The organism is Sphingomonas sp. HMP6 (assembly GCF_013374095.1).
Taxonomy (GTDB): domain Bacteria; phylum Pseudomonadota; class Alphaproteobacteria; order Sphingomonadales; family Sphingomonadaceae; genus Sphingomonas.
This window is the reverse complement of record NZ_AP022672.1, coordinates 13,313-29,633: the sequence shown is the minus strand read 5'-3', so window position 1 is coordinate 29,633 and position 16,321 is coordinate 13,313. Positions and strand designations below refer to the sequence as shown.

The following is a 16,321-nucleotide window of genomic DNA, read 5'->3' as shown; positions in this document are numbered from 1 at the left end:
GTTTGCCGGAACCCGGACAAAACCGGCTGGCGGCGGCGGCACCTCGGCCGATGACGCTACGGCGGGTTGCGCGGCGGGCGTGATCGATTCGGGCGCTGTGGTCGCTTGAATCGCAGCCGCCAACAGACAAAAAAGCACCGTCTGCGGACTTGTCGGCATTGCGTATTCCCCCCGGACCGGAGCAATTTGCCTTGGCTTAAACGGTTGCGCAAGCGCGAAAAGCATGATCGTCCGATAACCGCCATGCTCATCCCGCCGCGCGACGCGCGCCTCTGGCAGAACGCTAAAAACCGCTATATGTCCGCAAATATAGCTCCCCGAACGGACCGTGCATGAAACGCCGAATTCTGACTTACGCCCTGGTGGCAATGGCCGCAGCGCTGGCCACGTCGGTGCCGCTTATGGCGGCTACGCCAGCGCCCGTCACCGTCTTCGCCGCAGCCTCGTTGACCGATGCGCTACAGGCGGTCGGTAAGAGCTACACCGCCCGAACAGGGGTGCCGGTGCGCTTCTCGTTCGCCGCGAGCAATTTGCTAGCGAAACAGATCGAGGCAGGCGCGCGCGCCGATCTGTTCGTCTCGGCCGACCAGCTATGGATGGATCACGTCGCGCGCGCGGGCTTCCTCGTCGCCGGGAGCCGCAGCAACCTGCTGCGCGGTCGCCTCGTGCTGATCGCGCCCGCCGACAGCCGCACGCGCCTACGCATCGCCCCCAATTTCCCGCTCGCTCAGGCACTCGGGCCAACCGGACGGCTCGCGGTCGGCGATCCGGCCTATGTGCCTGCGGGCCTCTACGCCAAAACCGCACTCACCCGGCTCGGCATATGGCCCAGCGTGGAGGGCAAGCTCGCCCCCGCCGACAATGTCCGCGTCGCGCTCTCCTATGTCGCGCGCCACGCCGCTCCGCTGGGGATCGTCTACGAAACCGACGCCCGCGCCGAACGCGGCGTTATGATCATCGGCATTTTTCCCGAGTCCAGCCACCCGCCGATCGACTATCCCGCCGCGATCGTGCGCGGGGCGGGGCCAGCGGCGCGCGGCTTCGCGACGTACCTGGGCGGCGCCGAGGCCAAGGCGATCTTCCGCCGCTTCGGCTTCCGGACGTTCTAGGCGCGATGGCCCCGCCCCTTCCGTCATTCCCGCGAAGGCGGGAATCCATAGTCGCTGCCCGTGGGAAAAGGGCCGCTCGGCCTGTCAGTATGAATCCGCGCCTTCGCGGGGATGACGGGGGGGACGAGGAGGACGGGCGCGGGCACACCCCTTCATGCTGACCCCGGAGGAATGGAGCGTGCTCGCGCTCAGCGTTTCAGTCGCGGGGCGCGCGGTGCTGGTCGGGTTGCCGGTGGCGCTGGCGGTCGGCTGGACGATGGCGCGGACGCGCTTTCCGGGGCGGACTTTGGTCGATGCGGTACTGCATTCGTCGCTGTTCCTGCCGCCCGTCGTGGTCGGGCTGGTGCTGATCCTGCTGTTCGGCGCGGACGCACCCATCGGCAAGGCGCTGGCGAGCGTCGGCATCCGGCTGATCTTCACCGCCAATGGCGCGGCGCTGGCGGCGGGCGTGATGGCCTTCCCGCTGATGCTGCGCGCCTGTCGTCAGGCGATCGAGAGCGTCGACGCGCGGCTCGATGACGTTGCGGCGAGCCTAGGCGCGGGCTTCTGGGACCGGATGTTCAGCGTGACGCTCCCGCTCGCCGCCCCCGGCCTGATCGCCGCCGCGGTGATCGGCTTTGCCGCCGCACTCGGCGAATTCGGCGCGGTCATCACCTTCGCCGCCAACATTCCGGGCGAGACGCAGACGCTCGCGCTCGCCATCTATGCCGCGCTTCAGCAGCCCGGCGGCGAGGCGATCGCGCTCCGCCTCGCGGGCATCTCCTTCACCGTCGCGATTGCCGCGCTTTTGCTGTCGGAGGCGCTGCTCGCCTATGGCCGCAAGCGGGCGGGCGCATGATCTCGGTCGCGGTTGAGCGCCTCCTCGGCAGCTTCACGCTCGACGTCGCCTTCGAAGGACCAGCCGACGGCGTGACCGCGCTGTTCGGCCCCTCGGGCGCGGGCAAGAGCGCGACGCTCGCCGCCATCGCCGGAACCGGCGCGGTGACGCGTGGCCGGATCGTGCTGGGCGCGCGCGTGCTGACCGACACGGCGGCGGGCGTGTTCGTGCGCCCACCCGCGCGGCGGATCGGCTGGGTGGTGCAGGACGCCCGCCTGTTCCCGCACCTGAAGGTCGACGCAAACCTCCGCTACGGCCTCAAGCGCGCCCCCCTGCCCCACCGCATCGCGTTCGACCATGTCGTCGCGGTGCTCGACATCGCCCATCTCCTCGCCCGCGGCGTGGGGGATCTGTCAGGCGGCGAACGCCAACGCGTCGCGCTCGGCCGCGCGCTGCTGAGCCAGCCCGACCTGCTCCTCCTCGACGAACCCCTCGCCGCCCTCGACGGCGCGCGAAAGGCGGAAATTCTGGCGTATATCCAGCGGCTCAAGGCCGATTTCCGGCTGCCGATGCTCTACGTCACGCACGACGCCGACGAAGTGCGCAGCGTTGCTGACCACGTCGTGCTGATGGAGGCGGGCCGCGTCGTGGCGACGGGCGGCGTGGAGCTTGCGCCGGGTGCGCGGCGCACGGCGACGATCGTGGGGCGCGATGCGGAGGGGGTTTTACTGCGCGTCACGGGCGATGTGGCGGCGGGGGAGCGGGTGGATTTGGTGGTGGAGTGAGGGGCATGAGGTCGATTGCCGGAGCGAAAATCCTCCCCCGCCAGGGGGAGGTGGCGCCAAAGGCGACGGAGGGGGCGGTCAGCGATCAGCCCCGAAAGGTGTCCCGTCGCTCAACCGCAACCGCAATGATCTGACGCTCAACATGATCCAAGTCGCGCAGCACGTCGCTTGCCGGATAACGAACAACCAACAGCCCTTGTGCAGTCAGCGCCGCGTCGCGCTCAGCATCCCGGGCCGGGCGATCACCTCGACCATGCACCTCCCCGTCCACCTCAATCGCAAGGCGGGCAGGCGCGCAATAGAAATCCAGAACATAATCCCCGACTCCATGCTGCTTGCGAAAGCGCAACCCTGCGTCATTGTGACGGAGTGCAAGCCAGAGTGCGATTTCGGGCGGCGTCATCTCACGCCGGAGCTTCTTCGCGTTGCGTTTCCCGCTGGGTGACCCTTCCAGACGCATCGCCGACCTCCCCCTCCGTCGCCTTTGGCGCCACCTCCCCCTGGCGGGGGAGGATCATGCAGCAATATCTGCTTTGCACCACCCCCACACCCCCTGTCCTACACACCCCCAATCTGTCAGCTTCGACCAGCCCACTCTTTCAAACCATCGATCCTCCGCCGACCGCGCGCTCGAAAACAACGCCGATGGTGCGACTCGTGTGACTTTAGCGGAGTGTCCACCACACACCGTTCGGGCTGAGCCTGTCGAAGCCCTGCCCTCCTGTTGCGCGGTCCGGGTTTGAGGAGGACAGCCCTTCGACAAGCTCAGGGCGAACGGAAGTGGGTAAGACATCCGCGCGAAAACATGCGCTCCTGCCTAACTTTCCCCTAACCTTCCGCCACGCGCAGCCCCACTCCGGCCCCCTACCCCGCCTGCACCCGCCCGGTCCGCACCAATTTCCCCCACCCCACACGCGGCCCCCGCAGCGCCTGTGCAATAGCCTTCAGCACGACATAATACATGATCTGGCGATAGCCAATCCGCTGCGGGATCAGCAGCCACAGCAGCCGCCAATTCTCGCGCCGCTCCAGTGCAAACGCAATCGTCGCAGCGAGCAGATCGACCGCGGTGAAGACCAGCCAGTAGAGCAGCATCTTCTCCAGATCGCCCTGCGTCTGCGCCCAGCCATGCGCCTGCACCGCGAGATAGGTGGTCACGAAGCTGACGATCAGCGCGAGATCGATGATCGGCGAGATCGCGGCGAAGACGATCTGGAACAGGATCGCCTGCGGCAACCCGACGCGCGCAAGGCCAGCGGGCCGCCCGGTGCCCATGATGCTGCCATGCTTCCACAGGCATTGCAGCGTGCCGAACGCCCAGCGGAAGCGTTGCTTGGCGAGGCCCTTTATTGTCTCGGGCGATTCGGTCCAGGCGATCGCGTATTGGTCGTACGTCACCTTCCACCCGGCACGCTGGATCGCGATCGTCAGATCCTGATCCTCGGCCAGCGTATCGTCGGGATAGCCGCCGACCTCACGGATCGCCGACAAGCGCCACGCGCCTACCGCACCCGGCACCACCGTCATCGCGTCGAACCGCGCAAGCGCGCGCCGTTCGAGATTCTGCGCGGTGATATATTCGACCGCCTGGAACTTGGTCAGCAAATTCACGCGGTTGCCGACCTTGGCATTGCCCGCGACCGCGCCGATCGCCGGATCGGAGAACCAGCGCGACAACCGCGCGATCGTGGCCGGTTCGAACTGCGTATCGGCGTCGAGCGCGATGACGATCTCGCCCGTCGCCAGATCGAGCGCGCGGTTGAGCGCGCGCGCCTTGCCGCCATTCTCCAGCGTCAGCAGCCGCACGCGCGGGTCATCGGCAAAGGCTTCGGCCACCACCGCGCTGGTGCGGTCGGACGATCCGTCGTCGATCACGATCACTTCGATCTGCACGTCGTTCGACGCGAGCACGCCGCGCACCGCGCGTTCGATCACCATCTCTTCGTTGAACGCCGGGATCATCACCGTGACGAAACGGTCGCCGTCGATCGGCGGGAAAATCGCCCGCCCCTCGCGCCGCGCCTGGATCAGCGCGAGCGCCGACAGGATCACGGCGCGGGCGATGCCGACGGAGATCGCGATGAAGAAGAGCCACCCGAGCGCCTCGACGATGAAGCCGAGCGCGCTGAACAGGAAGAGATCGGTCACTGCCGCCGCGCGGTCGCTTGGCGAGAGCCTCGGCATCGCGACATCGCGCGGAATGCCGGCAAGTGTCGAGACCGGCACGAAAGTATAGCCCTTGGCACGCAGCGTATCGATAATGATGGGCAGCGCGGCCACCGTCTGCGACCGGTCGCCACCGGCATCATGGAGCAGCACGATGTTGCGACTGCACTGCGTCTGCGTGGCGGCGGTGCAGTGCGACGCGACCGGATCGGTCACCTGCGCGATCGTCGCGTCGATGATCGCTTGCACCCCCGGCCGCTTCCAATCGCCCGGATCGACATGCAGCCCGACCGAGATATAGCCGCGCTCCTGCGCTTGCAGCGCGGGGTCGATTTCGTCTGCCGTGGTCGGCTCGGCATCGCCGAAATAGGGCGCGCGGAACAGCCGGAGCGATCGTCCGGTAAACGCCTGGAACAGCCGCTGTGTGGTGTTGAGCTGGAACATCGTCTCGGTCTGCGACGCGCCCGCCAGATTGGGATGGGTATAGGTGTGGCTGCCGACCTCATGCCCTTCGCGGACCAGACGTTCGAGCAGCGGGCGCTGCGTCAGCGCATTTTCGCCGACGATGAAGAAGGTGCCCGGCACCTTCTTCGCCTTCAGAATGTCGAGTATGCGCGGCGTCCAAATCGGATCGGGGCCATCGTCGAAGGTCAGCGCGACCAGGCCGGGTTTGTAGCCGGTCCGCTCGACGATATAGGGCGAGGGCAGCGTCGGGAAGCGTACGTCGGTGATCGCGCCGGTCTTGTCGGTCAGCGCCTGACGCAGGCCTTCGACCGGCACGCCGCCGATCTTGAGGATCTCGCCATTGCCCTCGATATCGACATCGGTGACCGCCGGGATCGGGTTGATCACCGACGCGCCCGGCAAGGTGCGGTGCGATCGCCCGAAGATCGACCACAGGCCGGGGTCCTCCGCCCCCAGGCGCCACACCGCGACACCGCCCAGCCCGACAGTCTGCAGGAAGCGCATCTGGTTATAGGCGGATGCCGCATCGAGCATCCACACGACATGGCGGCTCTTGCCCTCTTCATAGGCGAAGCTGCTATTGCCGCTGGTCTTGTCCCAGACCGGCTTGGCGTCGGATTCGCGTGCGGCCTCCCACGCTTCGTCGATCGCGAGCGGATCCCCGCCGCCATCGTGCCAGTCATAGGCATAGCTGCCGATCGCCACGACGATCTTTCCGCGGGGAACGCCCTGTGCGGCGTGCGCGACCGATTGTTCGAACCAGGCTTGCGACGCGATGGGGCCGGCATCCCCGCTGATTTCATGTTCGTCATACGCCATCAGGAAGACGCGATCGACGATCTTGGCGAAGGCGGCGATGTTCCACCCGCCTTCGCCGTCCACCGCGCCGACGGGGACGGCGATGCCGATGACCCATTTGTGCTTGGCGAAGCGCGTCTTGGCTTCGGCGAGGAACGTCAGGTAGTCGGCCTGGCCGCGCGGCGACAGGGATTCGAAGTCGAAGAACGCGCCCCCCGCCCCGTTCGCCGCGAGCCACGGCTCAAGCCGGTCGAGCAACGCCTTGCGCTGCGCCGGATCGTGCAACAGCGCCTCCATGCCCGCGGCGTCCCACTCCCCGCCGATCGCGTTCTGGATCATCGGCAGGATCAGCGGCCGCGTGGGCGCGCTATTGATGATCGCGCGGCCCGCCGGATCGCGGAACACCGTGATGTGATGGTTGGCGCCGGTCACCGACACCCAGCCGGGAATCAGCCAGTCGAGCTCCCCGATATGGCGGCGCAGCGACGCGGCGGACGATTGGTCCCACGGCACGTGAAAGCCGATCGCCAGCGGCTGATCGACGCCGACGCCGCGCGGCTGCGCGCCGAGCAGCCGGGCGTAGCTATTGAACCCACGCCGCGCCCGCTTGAGCAACGGCCCGGTTGGCGGCGGCAGTTTGGTCAGCGCGGGGTGCTCCGCCTCGAACGGCAGCAACGGCGCACGCGGCACCGCGCCGATCGACACGCCAAGCGCCGTCACCGCGACCACGATCAGCAGGACGAACGCCACCACCGCGAGCGCGAAGCGCCGCCGCCGCCGACCCGAAGCATCGTAGAAGATCGGAGCAGGGCTCATCGAGGCGGCATCCTAGAACGCAATAAGGGTGCGCCCGCTTCGGCCATTTCATATGGCCGGAAGGCGACGCGCGGATGACAATTGCGTCACCAACGCCATCTCGGCTCTTTATAGGATGGTGTATCGGGGGAACATGCAATGGTCGGGGCGATAGGATTCGAACCTACGACCCCTGGACCCCGAGACCAGTGCGCTACCAGACTGCGCCACGCCCCGACACATTGCAGAGGGCTGCGCGTAGCGGGCGCACCCTGCGCTATCAAGTCAAAAATGTCCGGGCCACAACTTCGGTGCGCCGAGCCCGACCCGTGTCCGGCCATGACGAAATCCATCGCCAGCAAACTGCTCGCCCGTTGCGTTGCACGAATGCAACACGGCACGGAATATTGAGGCAGCGTCGAGATTGTATCGAATCAGCCCCAAACACGCTTGAGATTATCAAACCAGACTTATAACTTCGCGCGATCAAAGATGGCGCAGCAGGGGCAGCGCCACGACTTAGGGGTGTACTTCATGATAAAGTCGAGCGCTGCGATGATGCGGCTTCGTCCGTTCTTGCTCGCAGGTGTTGCTGGCATCGGTCTTGTTACCGGTGGCGTCGCGCAAGCGCAGGTCGCGACCGGCCCAACCCTCCCCGCCGAACAGCCGGGCAGCGGCGCTCGAGTTGACGGCTCCGGCGTGCTTCTTGAAGCGCATACCACTGGCGGCACGCAAGTCGCGGTTGTGGCACCCGAACCCTATATCGCGATCGCCAATCCCGGTACGCCGACCACCGCGCGCGATCCCGTCAATATCACCGGCGTCGGCCAGATGATCGTCAGCACGCCCGGCGCGACGCCGGGCAGTGTCAGCCTCGGCCTGTGCACCGGGTCGTTGATTAACCCGCGCACCGTCCTGTTCGCCGCGCATTGCGTCAACTCTCGCCCGGCCACCGATTATGGGTCGGGCTCGGGCGGCGTTGCGATCAGTTTTGGCTTTAACGCGTCGAACAATTCGACCCTGCCCGGCGCGCCTGCCGGAACCAGCCCACTCCGTAACTGGCTGTTCGGCGCGACGGGCCGGGCGGCTAACACGACCAGCATCGCCGAGAATTTCTACACGGTGAACAGCGTCGTTTATAATCCTCTGTCGACGCAACCCGGCAACGGCTTCCTGTACGGCGACGTCGCGCTTGCCTCGCTCGACACGCCGACCCGTGGTATTCCCACTTGGGCCCTGCTGTTCTCCGCGCTTCCGGGACCTGCCACGGCCGGGGCAGCCGGCACAGGCTATCACGTCGCGATCACCGGGTATGGCAACAACGGCACCGGCGAAACGGGTGCCAATGGCGGGATCGATTATCGCCGTCGCGTCGCCGAAAACTTCCTGGGTGGGCTGACGTCACTCGATGATTTCCAGAATTTCATATTCGGCACCGCGCCCGGCTCTTTGCCGCAGAATCTTTACTGGATCGATTTCGACGACCCGCGCCGTGGCACTGCGGCCGCCAGCCCGTATGATTTTAACAGCTTCCGCGACAATGCGCTGCCCAATGAAGGTGGCACCGCGCCCGGCGATTCGGGCGGTCCGCTGATCCTGGACGCAACCTTCTCCAGGAAGGTCATCCTCGGCGTGCTGTCGGGCGGTTTCAGCCGCTTCTACAATGCGGCGCCCGTCAACGGATATGGCTCGAACAGCTTCTATCAACCGCTCTATCTTTATTGGGATTATATCGCTGCGAACAATCCGTATCGTTATGTCAGCGCGCTGGCCGGCGACGGGAATTGGTCGGATGCGTCGCGCTGGGTCACGAACATCGACCCAAATTACACGATCATTGGGCCGAATGGCCAGCTCGTGAACGGCGTCCCCACAACCCCCGGGGGCACCACCACCGACGTGAGCGGAAAGTTCGGGCAGATCTGCTTCCAGAACCCGACCTTGAGCGACTGCCTCAATGTTGCGACCGGCGTCGAGACGCTCAACACCAACCCGATCGGCACGGCGGGGCTGAGCAACGACGCCGCAACGGTGACAATGACGCGGCCTGAGGGCGGTGCACTCGGAACCGAAAGCGACGTGGTCGGCGAACTGCAAAGTCAGGCCACGGCAGGCGCGCAGGCACTTCCCGCTGCCACGATTGCGAATGGCTTGCCCGGGGCGACCAATTTCGTGCCCAACAACATCGATCCGGTCCGCACGACCGGCGCGATCGGGCGCTATTTCGACGTGACGCTGTCCGCCAACGGCACCACGACGCTAAATTCGACCGTCACGATCGACCGGTTCACGCTCTCGGGCGCAGGGGCACGGCTCAACATCGATTCGACCGGGTTCCTCACCAGCCTGATCGACGTGACGCAGATGACCGGCACGATGCAAGTCAATGGACGGTTGACCACCCAGGGCGACTATTTTCTGATGGCTGGCGGTCTGAACGGCACCGGCACGATCAGCACGCCGTTCTTCACGAGCGTGCTTGGGACGATTTCGCCCGGAGCGACGGGCAATGTCGGGTCGATCGGCACGCTGACCTTCAACGGCAACGTGATTCTGTCCTCGGGCAACCGGTATCTGGTCGATCTCGGCGCGAATGGCGTGTCCGACCGCATCGTTGCGACTGCCGGAACCGGCGGCAGCACGGGTGCTGCCAATGTCGGTGGCGTGATCGGCTTCAGCTTCTCGCCCACCACGCTCCGCGCAGGCAACGTCTACACGATCCTGACTGCAGCGGGCGGCGTAACCGGCACCTTCGTCAACCCAGGCGCTTTCAGCGCGATCCTGACGCCGCGGCTGAGCTATAGCGCGACAGCAGTGACGGCGACGATCGACGCCGGGCTCTATGCCAATGTCGTCGGCACCTCGCCGGTGCAGCGTGCCTATGCGCAACTGCTCGATCAGAACCGCGCAAGCGGTGGTTATCTCGACATCTATGGCCCGCTCGATTTGCAGAATGCGACGACGATCCAATCGACGCTCGATAGCCTCGCGCCGCGTAATCAGACTCTGCAGCGCTCGCTCGGCACGCTGGTCATGGATAATTCGCAGCGCTTTACCGAACAGCGGCTCGCGGCGTTGCAGCCCGGCGCGCTCGATGGGACGCTGGCGATCATCGGCAACCCTCTGCAAGTCGCAACCGCAAGAACAACGGCAGCCGATGTGACGCGCGGGACGAACGGGATTGCGACCGCCGAAGTCAATCAGACGGCGCGCCTGCCCGAGGGGACCGGGGCCTTCATCGCTGCCGGATATCTCGACGGCGACAGCCGCCCGATGGCGACTGCGATCCCGCTTGGCGGCCGCGATCAGTTCAACGGCTATTATGTCGCTGGTGGCATCGAGACCGAGATCGGCACCAATGCGGCGCTTGGGTTTGCACTGTCTTACACCAACGTCGACGGAACCACGACGGCCGCGCAAACCGCCAAGGGTGAACTGTACCAGGGCACTGTGTACGGCAAGGTGAAGGTCAGTCGCGGCGTCGTGCTGGACGGGCAAGCCAGCATCGGCATTTTCTATACCAACACACGTCGCGATGTCAGCATTGTAGGGTCGACCTTCACGCTGACTGGGCAAAACGAATCGCAGGCGCTCGCCGGCGAATTCGGGGTCAGCACACCGGTAGCACTCGACAGCCTGTCGCTGGCTCCGCGCTTTGCGCTGCGCGCCAGCCGCCTGGCGTTCGGTGGCTATAGCGAAAACGGGGGAGGCCCGGCGCTGCGTTACGAGCGTCGCAATTTTGACAGCATTCAGGGGCTCGCCGGTGTCGTCGTCAGCGGCGGGAAGGCGATCAAGCCCTATCTCTCGGCTTACTATGTTCACGAATTCAACGATCGCGCAGGCGTGTTCGGGGCAAACTTCGCAGGGGGCAACGGCCCAAATGCAATCTTCGCGCTGACGAACCAGGACCTCAACTGGGCCGAAGTCGCCGGTGGCATCTCCTATGGCTCGCGCAAAGTCAGCGTTTCGGTCGGGGCCGACACCACGATTGGCCGCGGCGACGTGTCGAACCAAAGCTATCGCGCGTCGATCAAGATCGGGTTCTGATCTCTTAACGCGTAGGCGGAAGGGCCGTCCGGGTAACCGGGCGGCCTTTTCCGTTTGGGGTCCCGGCAAGCCTGATCGAAAATAGCGGGTTCAATCACCCGCGATCTGCCGATAACGCGGGGCGATGTCCGGTCTAGAAATCGTCGCGTTCCTGCTGGGTATCGCCAATGTCACGCTCGTCGTGCGGCGCAGCATCTGGAATTACCCGTTCGGCCTGGCGATGGTGGCGCTATATGGCCGGATTTTCCTCGACGCGCGGCTGTATAGCGATGCGATCCTGCAAGTGTTCTTCTTCGTCGTGCAACTCTATGGCTGGTGGAACTGGTCGCGGAACCGGGCGCGAAGCGGGGCGGTGACGGTCGTCCGTCTCGACAACCGCGATCGCGCGCTGTGGGGCATTGGCTGCATTGTCGCCTCCGCTGCCTGGGGCTATGCGATGCATCGCTTCACCGATGCGTCCTTCCCATGGGCCGACGCGACGCTCGCTATCACCAGCGTGGCCGCGCAGATCCTCATGTCGCGGCGTGCGATCGAGAATTGGTGCTTGTGGATCGCGGTCGATATCGGGTCGGTCGGGCTTTATGCGGCGAAGGGGCTTTGGTTGACCATGCTGCTCTACGCGATCTTCCTCGGACTCGCGATCTGGGGCCTGATCGACTGGCGCAAGGCTGAGCGGCAACAGGCGGCGGCATGACGCGCGGCTTCGTCCTCGGCAAGTTCATGCCGCCGCACAATGGTCACGTCCTGCTCTGCGAAACCGCGCGCGCGCTGGTCGACAGCTTGACGATACTGGTGTGCTGGCTACCTGACGACCCGATCCCCGGCCCGCTGCGACTGGCGTGGATGCGGGACCTCTTCCCCGATTGCCGCGTGATCGGCCACGACGCCATGGCCCCGCAGGAACCGGCGGACCATCCGGATTTCTGGGCGATCTGGCGTGGCATCGTTCACACCGCACATCCCGAACCGATCGACCGCCTGTTCGCTTCCGAGGCCTATGGCGCGCGGCTTGCCGCCGAGGTGGGTGCGCAATTTCATCCGATCGACCCGCGACGCGAGGCCGTACCCATCGCTGCGAGCGCGATCCGCACCGACCCTTGGCGCGCGTGGCGGTATCTGCCGCCAGTGGTGCGACCCTATTATGCACGCACGATTTGCCTGCATGGCCCCGAAAGCACCGGCAAATCCACGTTGCTGCCGTTACTCGCTACGCACTACGAAACCTGTGCCGTGCCCGAATATGGCCGGACCTGGTGCGAGCAGTTCGGCATCGATTTGACGATGGCCGATTTGGTCGAGATCGCGCGCACCCATGATGCCATGACGCACGCTGCGCTGCGACAGTGCAACCGCCGCCTGTTCCTCGATACCGATCCATTGATGACCGCGGTATGGGCGGACATGCTGTTCGGCACGCGCGACCCGTGGTTCGACGCGTGGCGGAACACCGCCGACCTGTACCTGCTGCTCGACATCGATCTGCCGTGGATCGACGATGGTACGCGGATGTTCGGCAGTGCGGCCGAACGCCGACGCTTTTTCGATCTGTCGCGCGCGGAGCTTGACCGGCGTGGAGTGCGCTACGCCGTCATCGGCGGCCAAGGGCCCGACCGCCTCGGTGCTGCCTTGGCAGCGATCGAAGCGATGGGGTCGAACCACTAGGCCAGTCCTATTTGCCCTTGAGCGCCTTCACCGCGGCCATCGTGCCGCTGACATGGCCCGCCGGGTTAAGGTCCGACAGCACATAGGCGACCTTGCCCGTCTTCGAAATGACGTAGGAGGTGCGATTGGTCCAGCCGGTCTTTTGCGGCAGTGTCACGTCATAGCCGGTAATCGTGGCAGGCGTAGCAAGGCCGACGGGGAATTTGCTGGCGCATTCCTTGACCGAGAATTCCTTGATTCGCTCGGCATTGCCCGCGGTCAGGCCGATCAGCGACGCACCATTCTTGGCGAACTCGGCGCTCGCCTCGGCAAACTCATGCGCCTCGACCGTGCAGCCCGAGGTGAAGGCGGCGGGGAAGAAGTAGAGCACGACCGGCCCTTTCTTCAGCGCCTTGGCAAGCGTGAAGGTAAACGACGTACCACCCAGCGCGGCTTCGGTGGTGAAAGCCGGTGCCTTATCGCCCACTTTCAGGGCGGCGGTGGCGGGGGCGACCGCCACAAGAGCAAGCGCGGCGGCGGCAAAGGGGGCGGTGTATTTCATCGATCGTCTCCAAATCATGTGCCGTCACGCTACCCCGCCCAGGGGGCCGCCGCCAGTGCTTCCCCGAACGATCAGCGCGACGGGGCGAGCTTGGTGTTGATCACCCAGCCGACATTGTCGTTTTCATCGGCGACTTCCCACCACAGGCCATTCTTGTTGCCGGTCGGATAGACGACCGACCCGGGCGGCAAGGTCCGCAACACGCGGCCCGACGCACTGGCGCTAGAGCGGAGCGCGAGCGCCCCCTGCGCCGTGAAGGTCTTGGCCGGTGCGGCCTCGGCCGTTCCGGTGTCGCCGGCACCGATATACCCGAGGTCGTTGACCAGCTTGGCATAGGCCTGGATGAACGCCAGCGTCACGATCCGCCCGATATCGGTGTTGTCATACCCACCGCCGACCGCGCCGCCACCAGCGACGCCCGCAAATACACCGCCGCCACCGCCAAAGCTGAGGCTATTCTTGGCGGCATAGCCATCCTCGGTGGCCAGCGTCTCGGTCGTGCGGACGTTGGTGATCGACAGGACGACATTGGCTTCCATCTTGCGACTACGCATGCCGCCGACGATCCCGCCGATCGGTCCGCCAAGAATGCCGCCGAGGCCCGCAGCGACGCCGCTGCCGCTGGCATTGCTGTTCGCGCCCTGCACTTCCGCTTGCAGCACATAGTCGGCGGCCTTGATCTGGCCCTGGCCGACATTGGAGCGGCGCTGCAGGCCGAGATCGTTACCGATGTCGCGCTCGCGCTGCGCTGCCTGCAGCCCGCTGCCGCGATCGACGATGTTGAAGCAGCCCGAGCGCTGGACGAGCACCTTGAGCAGTTTCTGCGGCGGCGCCAGATTATACTGAGTCCAGCCGCGCGAATCGTCGCCGTCGACGATTGAGATCGTCCCATGCTTGGTTGCGCAGCGCGGCACGTCGTTCATCGTCGCCTCTTGCGTCTTCTGCGTGCCCGACGGCTTGGCGAGACGCTGGGCCTGCGCTTGCGTCGAAACGAGTGCCAACACGATTGCCGTCGTTGCTCCAAACCGTAGCTTTGTCATGTACCCTGCCCCCCCAACGATGAATCGCTTTATGCGCTGATTACGCGATTCCGGGTTGCAGGAACAGGACCCTTTGCATCGATGCGGGCGGGCTTTGTGCGGGCGGGCCGGCGATGCTATGGCGACGCACATCCTCTTCAGCACGAACCCGGGCGAATACGTGACCCCTCTTCAGAACATCCGCAATTTCAGCATCATCGCTCATATCGACCATGGCAAATCGACGCTCGCCGACCGCTTGATCCAGGCGACCGGCGGCCTCACCGACCGGGAGATGTCCGAACAGGTCCTCGATAACATGGATATCGAGAAGGAACGCGGGATCACGATCAAGGCGCAGACGGTGCGCTTGCGCTATGTGGCCAAGGACGGGATCGAATATGCGCTGAACTTGATGGACACGCCGGGCCACGTCGATTTCGCCTATGAAGTCAGCCGCAGCCTCGCCGCGTGCGAGGGCGCGTTGCTCGTGGTCGATGCCGCACAGGGCGTCGAGGCGCAGACGCTGGCCAACGTCTATCAATCGATCGAGCACGATCACGAGATCATCCCGGTCATCAACAAGATCGACCTCCCCTCTGCCGACCCCGACAAGGTGAAGGCCGAGATCGAGGAAGTGATCGGCCTCGACGCGAGCCAGGCGGTGTTGACCAGCGCCAAGGCCGGGATCGGCATCGCCGAAGTGCTCGAAGCGATCGTCACGCGCATCCCGCCGCCCAAGGGCGATGCCGAGGCGCCGCTCAAGGCGATGCTCGTCGATAGCTGGTACGACCCCTATCTCGGCGTCGTCATCCTCGTGCGCGTGATGGCGGGCGTGCTGAAAAAGGGCCAGCAGATCAAGTTCATGCAGGCCGGCACCGTCCATCTGGTCGACCGCGTCGGCTGTTTCCGCCCGAAGATCGAGCAATTGACCGACCTCGGCCCCGGAGAAATCGGCTTTATTACCGCGCAAATCAAGGAAGTGGCACAGACGCGCGTCGGCGACACGATCACCGATGCCAAGCGCCCCGCCACCGAGGCGTTGCCCGGGTTCAAGGAAGTCCAGCCAGTCGTATTCTGCGGGCTGTTCCCGGTCGATGCCGCCGATTTCGAGAAACTGCGCGAGAGCATCAGCAAGCTGCGCCTCAACGATGCGAGTTTTTCGTTCGAGATGGAGACGTCCGCCGCTTTGGGCTTCGGCTTCCGTTGCGGGTTCCTCGGGCTGCTGCATCTGGAGATCATCCAGGAGCGCCTGACGCGCGAATATGACCTTGATCTGATCACCACCGCGCCAAGCGTGGTCTATGAAATCGAGCTGACCCACCCCGATCCCGCGGGCACGACGCATTTCGAGCTGCATAACCCCGCCGACATGCCAGAGCCCAACAAGATTGCGTTGATCCGCGAGCCGTGGATTGAAGCGGTTATCTACGTGCCCGACGAATATCTCGGCAGCATCCTGAAGCTGTGTCAGGAGCGGCGCGGCATCCAGAAGAACCTGACCTATGTCGGCGGCCGTGCGCAGGCGACCTACGAACTGCCGCTCAACGAAGTGGTGTTCGATTTCTACGACCGGCTGAAATCACTGTCGAAGGGCTATGCGAGCTTCGATTATAGCCAGATCGGCAATCGCGAGGGTGACCTCGTCAAGATGAGCATCCTCGTCAACGAAGAGCCGGTCGATGCGCTGTCGATGATCGTCCACCGCGGCACCGCCGAGGTTCGCGGGCGCGGCATGGTCGAGCGGCTCAAGGAACTGATCCCACGGCATCTGTTCAAAATCCCGATCCAGGCAGCGATCGGCGGCAAGGTGATCGCGCGCGAGACGATCAGCGCGATGCGCAAGGACGTGACCGCGAAATGCTATGGCGGCGACGCCAGCCGCAAGCGCAAGCTGCTCGACAAGCAGAAGAAGGGCAAATTGAAGATGCGCGAGTACGGCAGCGTCAGCATCCCGCAGGAGGCGTTCATCGCGGCGCTGCGGATGGGCGAGGAGTAAATCCGGCCCGTGTCGCAAAACCGTCATGCCAGTGACCGGCAACTGACATAAAAATGCAAGGCTGACGACATGTCCCGCCCCTAGGGCCGACCGCAATTGGGGTTGATTCGGGGGCGTT

The 16,321-nt window shown here is 65.0% G+C and carries 11 protein-coding genes and 1 tRNA gene; 7 read left to right on the top strand and 5 right to left on the bottom strand.

Going from position 1 to position 16,321, the window contains the following annotated elements:
• Positions 1-332: 332 nt before the first annotated feature.
• The 3 genes from modA (at position 333) to modC (ending at position 2,711) form a co-directional block, all read left to right on the top strand.
• Positions 333-1,109, top strand: a complete 777-nt coding sequence (gene modA / locus HMP06_RS00110; RefSeq protein WP_176495245.1) for a molybdate ABC transporter substrate-binding protein — start codon at positions 333-335, stop codon at positions 1,107-1,109.
• A 154-nt stretch (positions 1,110-1,263) separates the two neighbouring features.
• Complete coding sequence (modB, locus tag HMP06_RS00105) at positions 1,264-1,947, top strand: molybdate ABC transporter permease subunit (protein WP_176495244.1); 684 nt, start codon at positions 1,264-1,266, stop codon at positions 1,945-1,947.
• Positions 1,944-2,711, top strand: coding sequence for a molybdenum ABC transporter ATP-binding protein (modC, locus tag HMP06_RS00100; protein WP_176495243.1), 768 nt, complete (start codon positions 1,944-1,946; stop codon positions 2,709-2,711). Before modB ends, modC begins: the two co-directional genes overlap by 4 nt.
• A gap of 85 nt (positions 2,712-2,796) precedes the next feature.
• Here modC and HMP06_RS00095 read toward each other — a convergent pair whose 3' ends face one another.
• The 3 genes from HMP06_RS00095 to HMP06_RS00085 form a co-directional block, all read right to left on the bottom strand.
• A complete protein-coding gene (locus tag HMP06_RS00095; RefSeq protein ID WP_176495242.1) occupies positions 2,797-3,171 on the bottom strand; it encodes an endonuclease domain-containing protein in 375 nt (124 codons plus the stop codon).
• A gap of 404 nt (positions 3,172-3,575) precedes the next feature.
• Positions 3,576-6,956 carry a polysaccharide deacetylase family protein gene (locus HMP06_RS00090; protein ID WP_176495241.1) on the bottom strand — a complete coding sequence of 1,127 codons (3,381 nt, stop codon included), beginning with the start codon at positions 6,954-6,956 and terminating at the stop codon, positions 3,576-3,578.
• A gap of 139 nt (positions 6,957-7,095) precedes the next feature.
• Positions 7,096-7,172: transfer RNA gene (locus tag HMP06_RS00085), tRNA-Pro, on the bottom strand.
• A 297-nt stretch (positions 7,173-7,469) separates the two neighbouring features.
• On the opposite strand from HMP06_RS00085, the gene HMP06_RS00080 reads away from it, so the two are divergent.
• The 3 genes from HMP06_RS00080 to HMP06_RS00070 all read left to right on the top strand — a co-directional run bounded on the left by HMP06_RS00080 (position 7,470) and on the right by HMP06_RS00070 (position 12,644).
• On the top strand, positions 7,470-10,982 hold the full coding sequence (locus tag HMP06_RS00080) for an autotransporter outer membrane beta-barrel domain-containing protein (protein WP_232089779.1): 3,513 nt from the start codon (positions 7,470-7,472) through the stop codon (positions 10,980-10,982).
• 124 nt (positions 10,983-11,106) lie between these two features.
• On the top strand, positions 11,107-11,676 hold the full coding sequence (gene pnuC, locus HMP06_RS00075; RefSeq protein WP_176495240.1) for a nicotinamide riboside transporter PnuC: 570 nt from the start codon (positions 11,107-11,109) through the stop codon (positions 11,674-11,676).
• Positions 11,673-12,644: an AAA family ATPase gene (locus HMP06_RS00070; RefSeq protein ID WP_176495239.1), complete on the top strand. Its 972-nt coding sequence runs from the start codon at positions 11,673-11,675 to the stop codon at positions 12,642-12,644. Before pnuC ends, HMP06_RS00070 begins: the two co-directional genes overlap by 4 nt.
• Positions 12,645-12,651: 7 nt before the next feature.
• On the opposite strand, the gene HMP06_RS00065 is transcribed toward HMP06_RS00070, so the two are convergent.
• Positions 12,652-13,185 carry a peroxiredoxin gene (locus tag HMP06_RS00065; protein WP_176495238.1) on the bottom strand — a complete coding sequence of 178 codons (534 nt, stop codon included), beginning with the start codon at positions 13,183-13,185 and terminating at the stop codon, positions 12,652-12,654.
• A gap of 71 nt (positions 13,186-13,256) precedes the next feature.
• The gene (locus HMP06_RS00060) at positions 13,257-14,225 is read right to left on the bottom strand and encodes a CsgG/HfaB family protein (protein ID WP_176495237.1); all 969 of its coding nucleotides are present in this window, start codon (positions 14,223-14,225) and stop codon (positions 13,257-13,259) included.
• Between the two features lie 118 nt (positions 14,226-14,343).
• Between HMP06_RS00060 and lepA the strand changes: the two genes are divergently transcribed.
• The gene (gene lepA / locus HMP06_RS00055) at positions 14,344-16,203 is read left to right on the top strand and encodes a translation elongation factor 4 (protein WP_176495236.1); all 1,860 of its coding nucleotides are present in this window, start codon (positions 14,344-14,346) and stop codon (positions 16,201-16,203) included.
• Positions 16,204-16,321: the final 118 nt, after the last annotated feature.

What these genes read in the sequence shown, in the direction of transcription:
- modC (WP_176495243.1), top strand. Translation starts at nt 1,944, where the DNA reads ATGATCTCGGTCGCGGTTGAGCGCCTCCTCGGCAGCTTCACGCTCGAC.
- modB (WP_176495244.1), top strand. Translation starts at nt 1,264, where the DNA reads ATGCTGACCCCGGAGGAATGGAGCGTGCTCGCGCTCAGCGTTTCAGTC.
- lepA (WP_176495236.1), top strand. Translation starts at nt 14,344, where the DNA reads ATGGCGACGCACATCCTCTTCAGCACGAACCCGGGCGAATACGTGACC.
- HMP06_RS00080 (WP_232089779.1), top strand. Translation starts at nt 7,470, where the DNA reads ATGATAAAGTCGAGCGCTGCGATGATGCGGCTTCGTCCGTTCTTGCTC.
- HMP06_RS00065 (WP_176495238.1), bottom strand. Translation starts at nt 13,185, where the DNA reads ATGAAATACACCGCCCCCTTTGCCGCCGCCGCGCTTGCTCTTGTGGCG.
- HMP06_RS00095 (WP_176495242.1), bottom strand. Translation starts at nt 3,171, where the DNA reads ATGCGTCTGGAAGGGTCACCCAGCGGGAAACGCAACGCGAAGAAGCTC.
- HMP06_RS00090 (WP_176495241.1), bottom strand. Translation starts at nt 6,956, where the DNA reads ATGAGCCCTGCTCCGATCTTCTACGATGCTTCGGGTCGGCGGCGGCGG.
- pnuC (WP_176495240.1), top strand. Translation starts at nt 11,107, where the DNA reads ATGTCCGGTCTAGAAATCGTCGCGTTCCTGCTGGGTATCGCCAATGTC.
- HMP06_RS00060 (WP_176495237.1), bottom strand. Translation starts at nt 14,225, where the DNA reads ATGACAAAGCTACGGTTTGGAGCAACGACGGCAATCGTGTTGGCACTC.
- HMP06_RS00070 (WP_176495239.1), top strand. Translation starts at nt 11,673, where the DNA reads ATGACGCGCGGCTTCGTCCTCGGCAAGTTCATGCCGCCGCACAATGGT.
- modA (WP_176495245.1), top strand. Translation starts at nt 333, where the DNA reads ATGAAACGCCGAATTCTGACTTACGCCCTGGTGGCAATGGCCGCAGCG.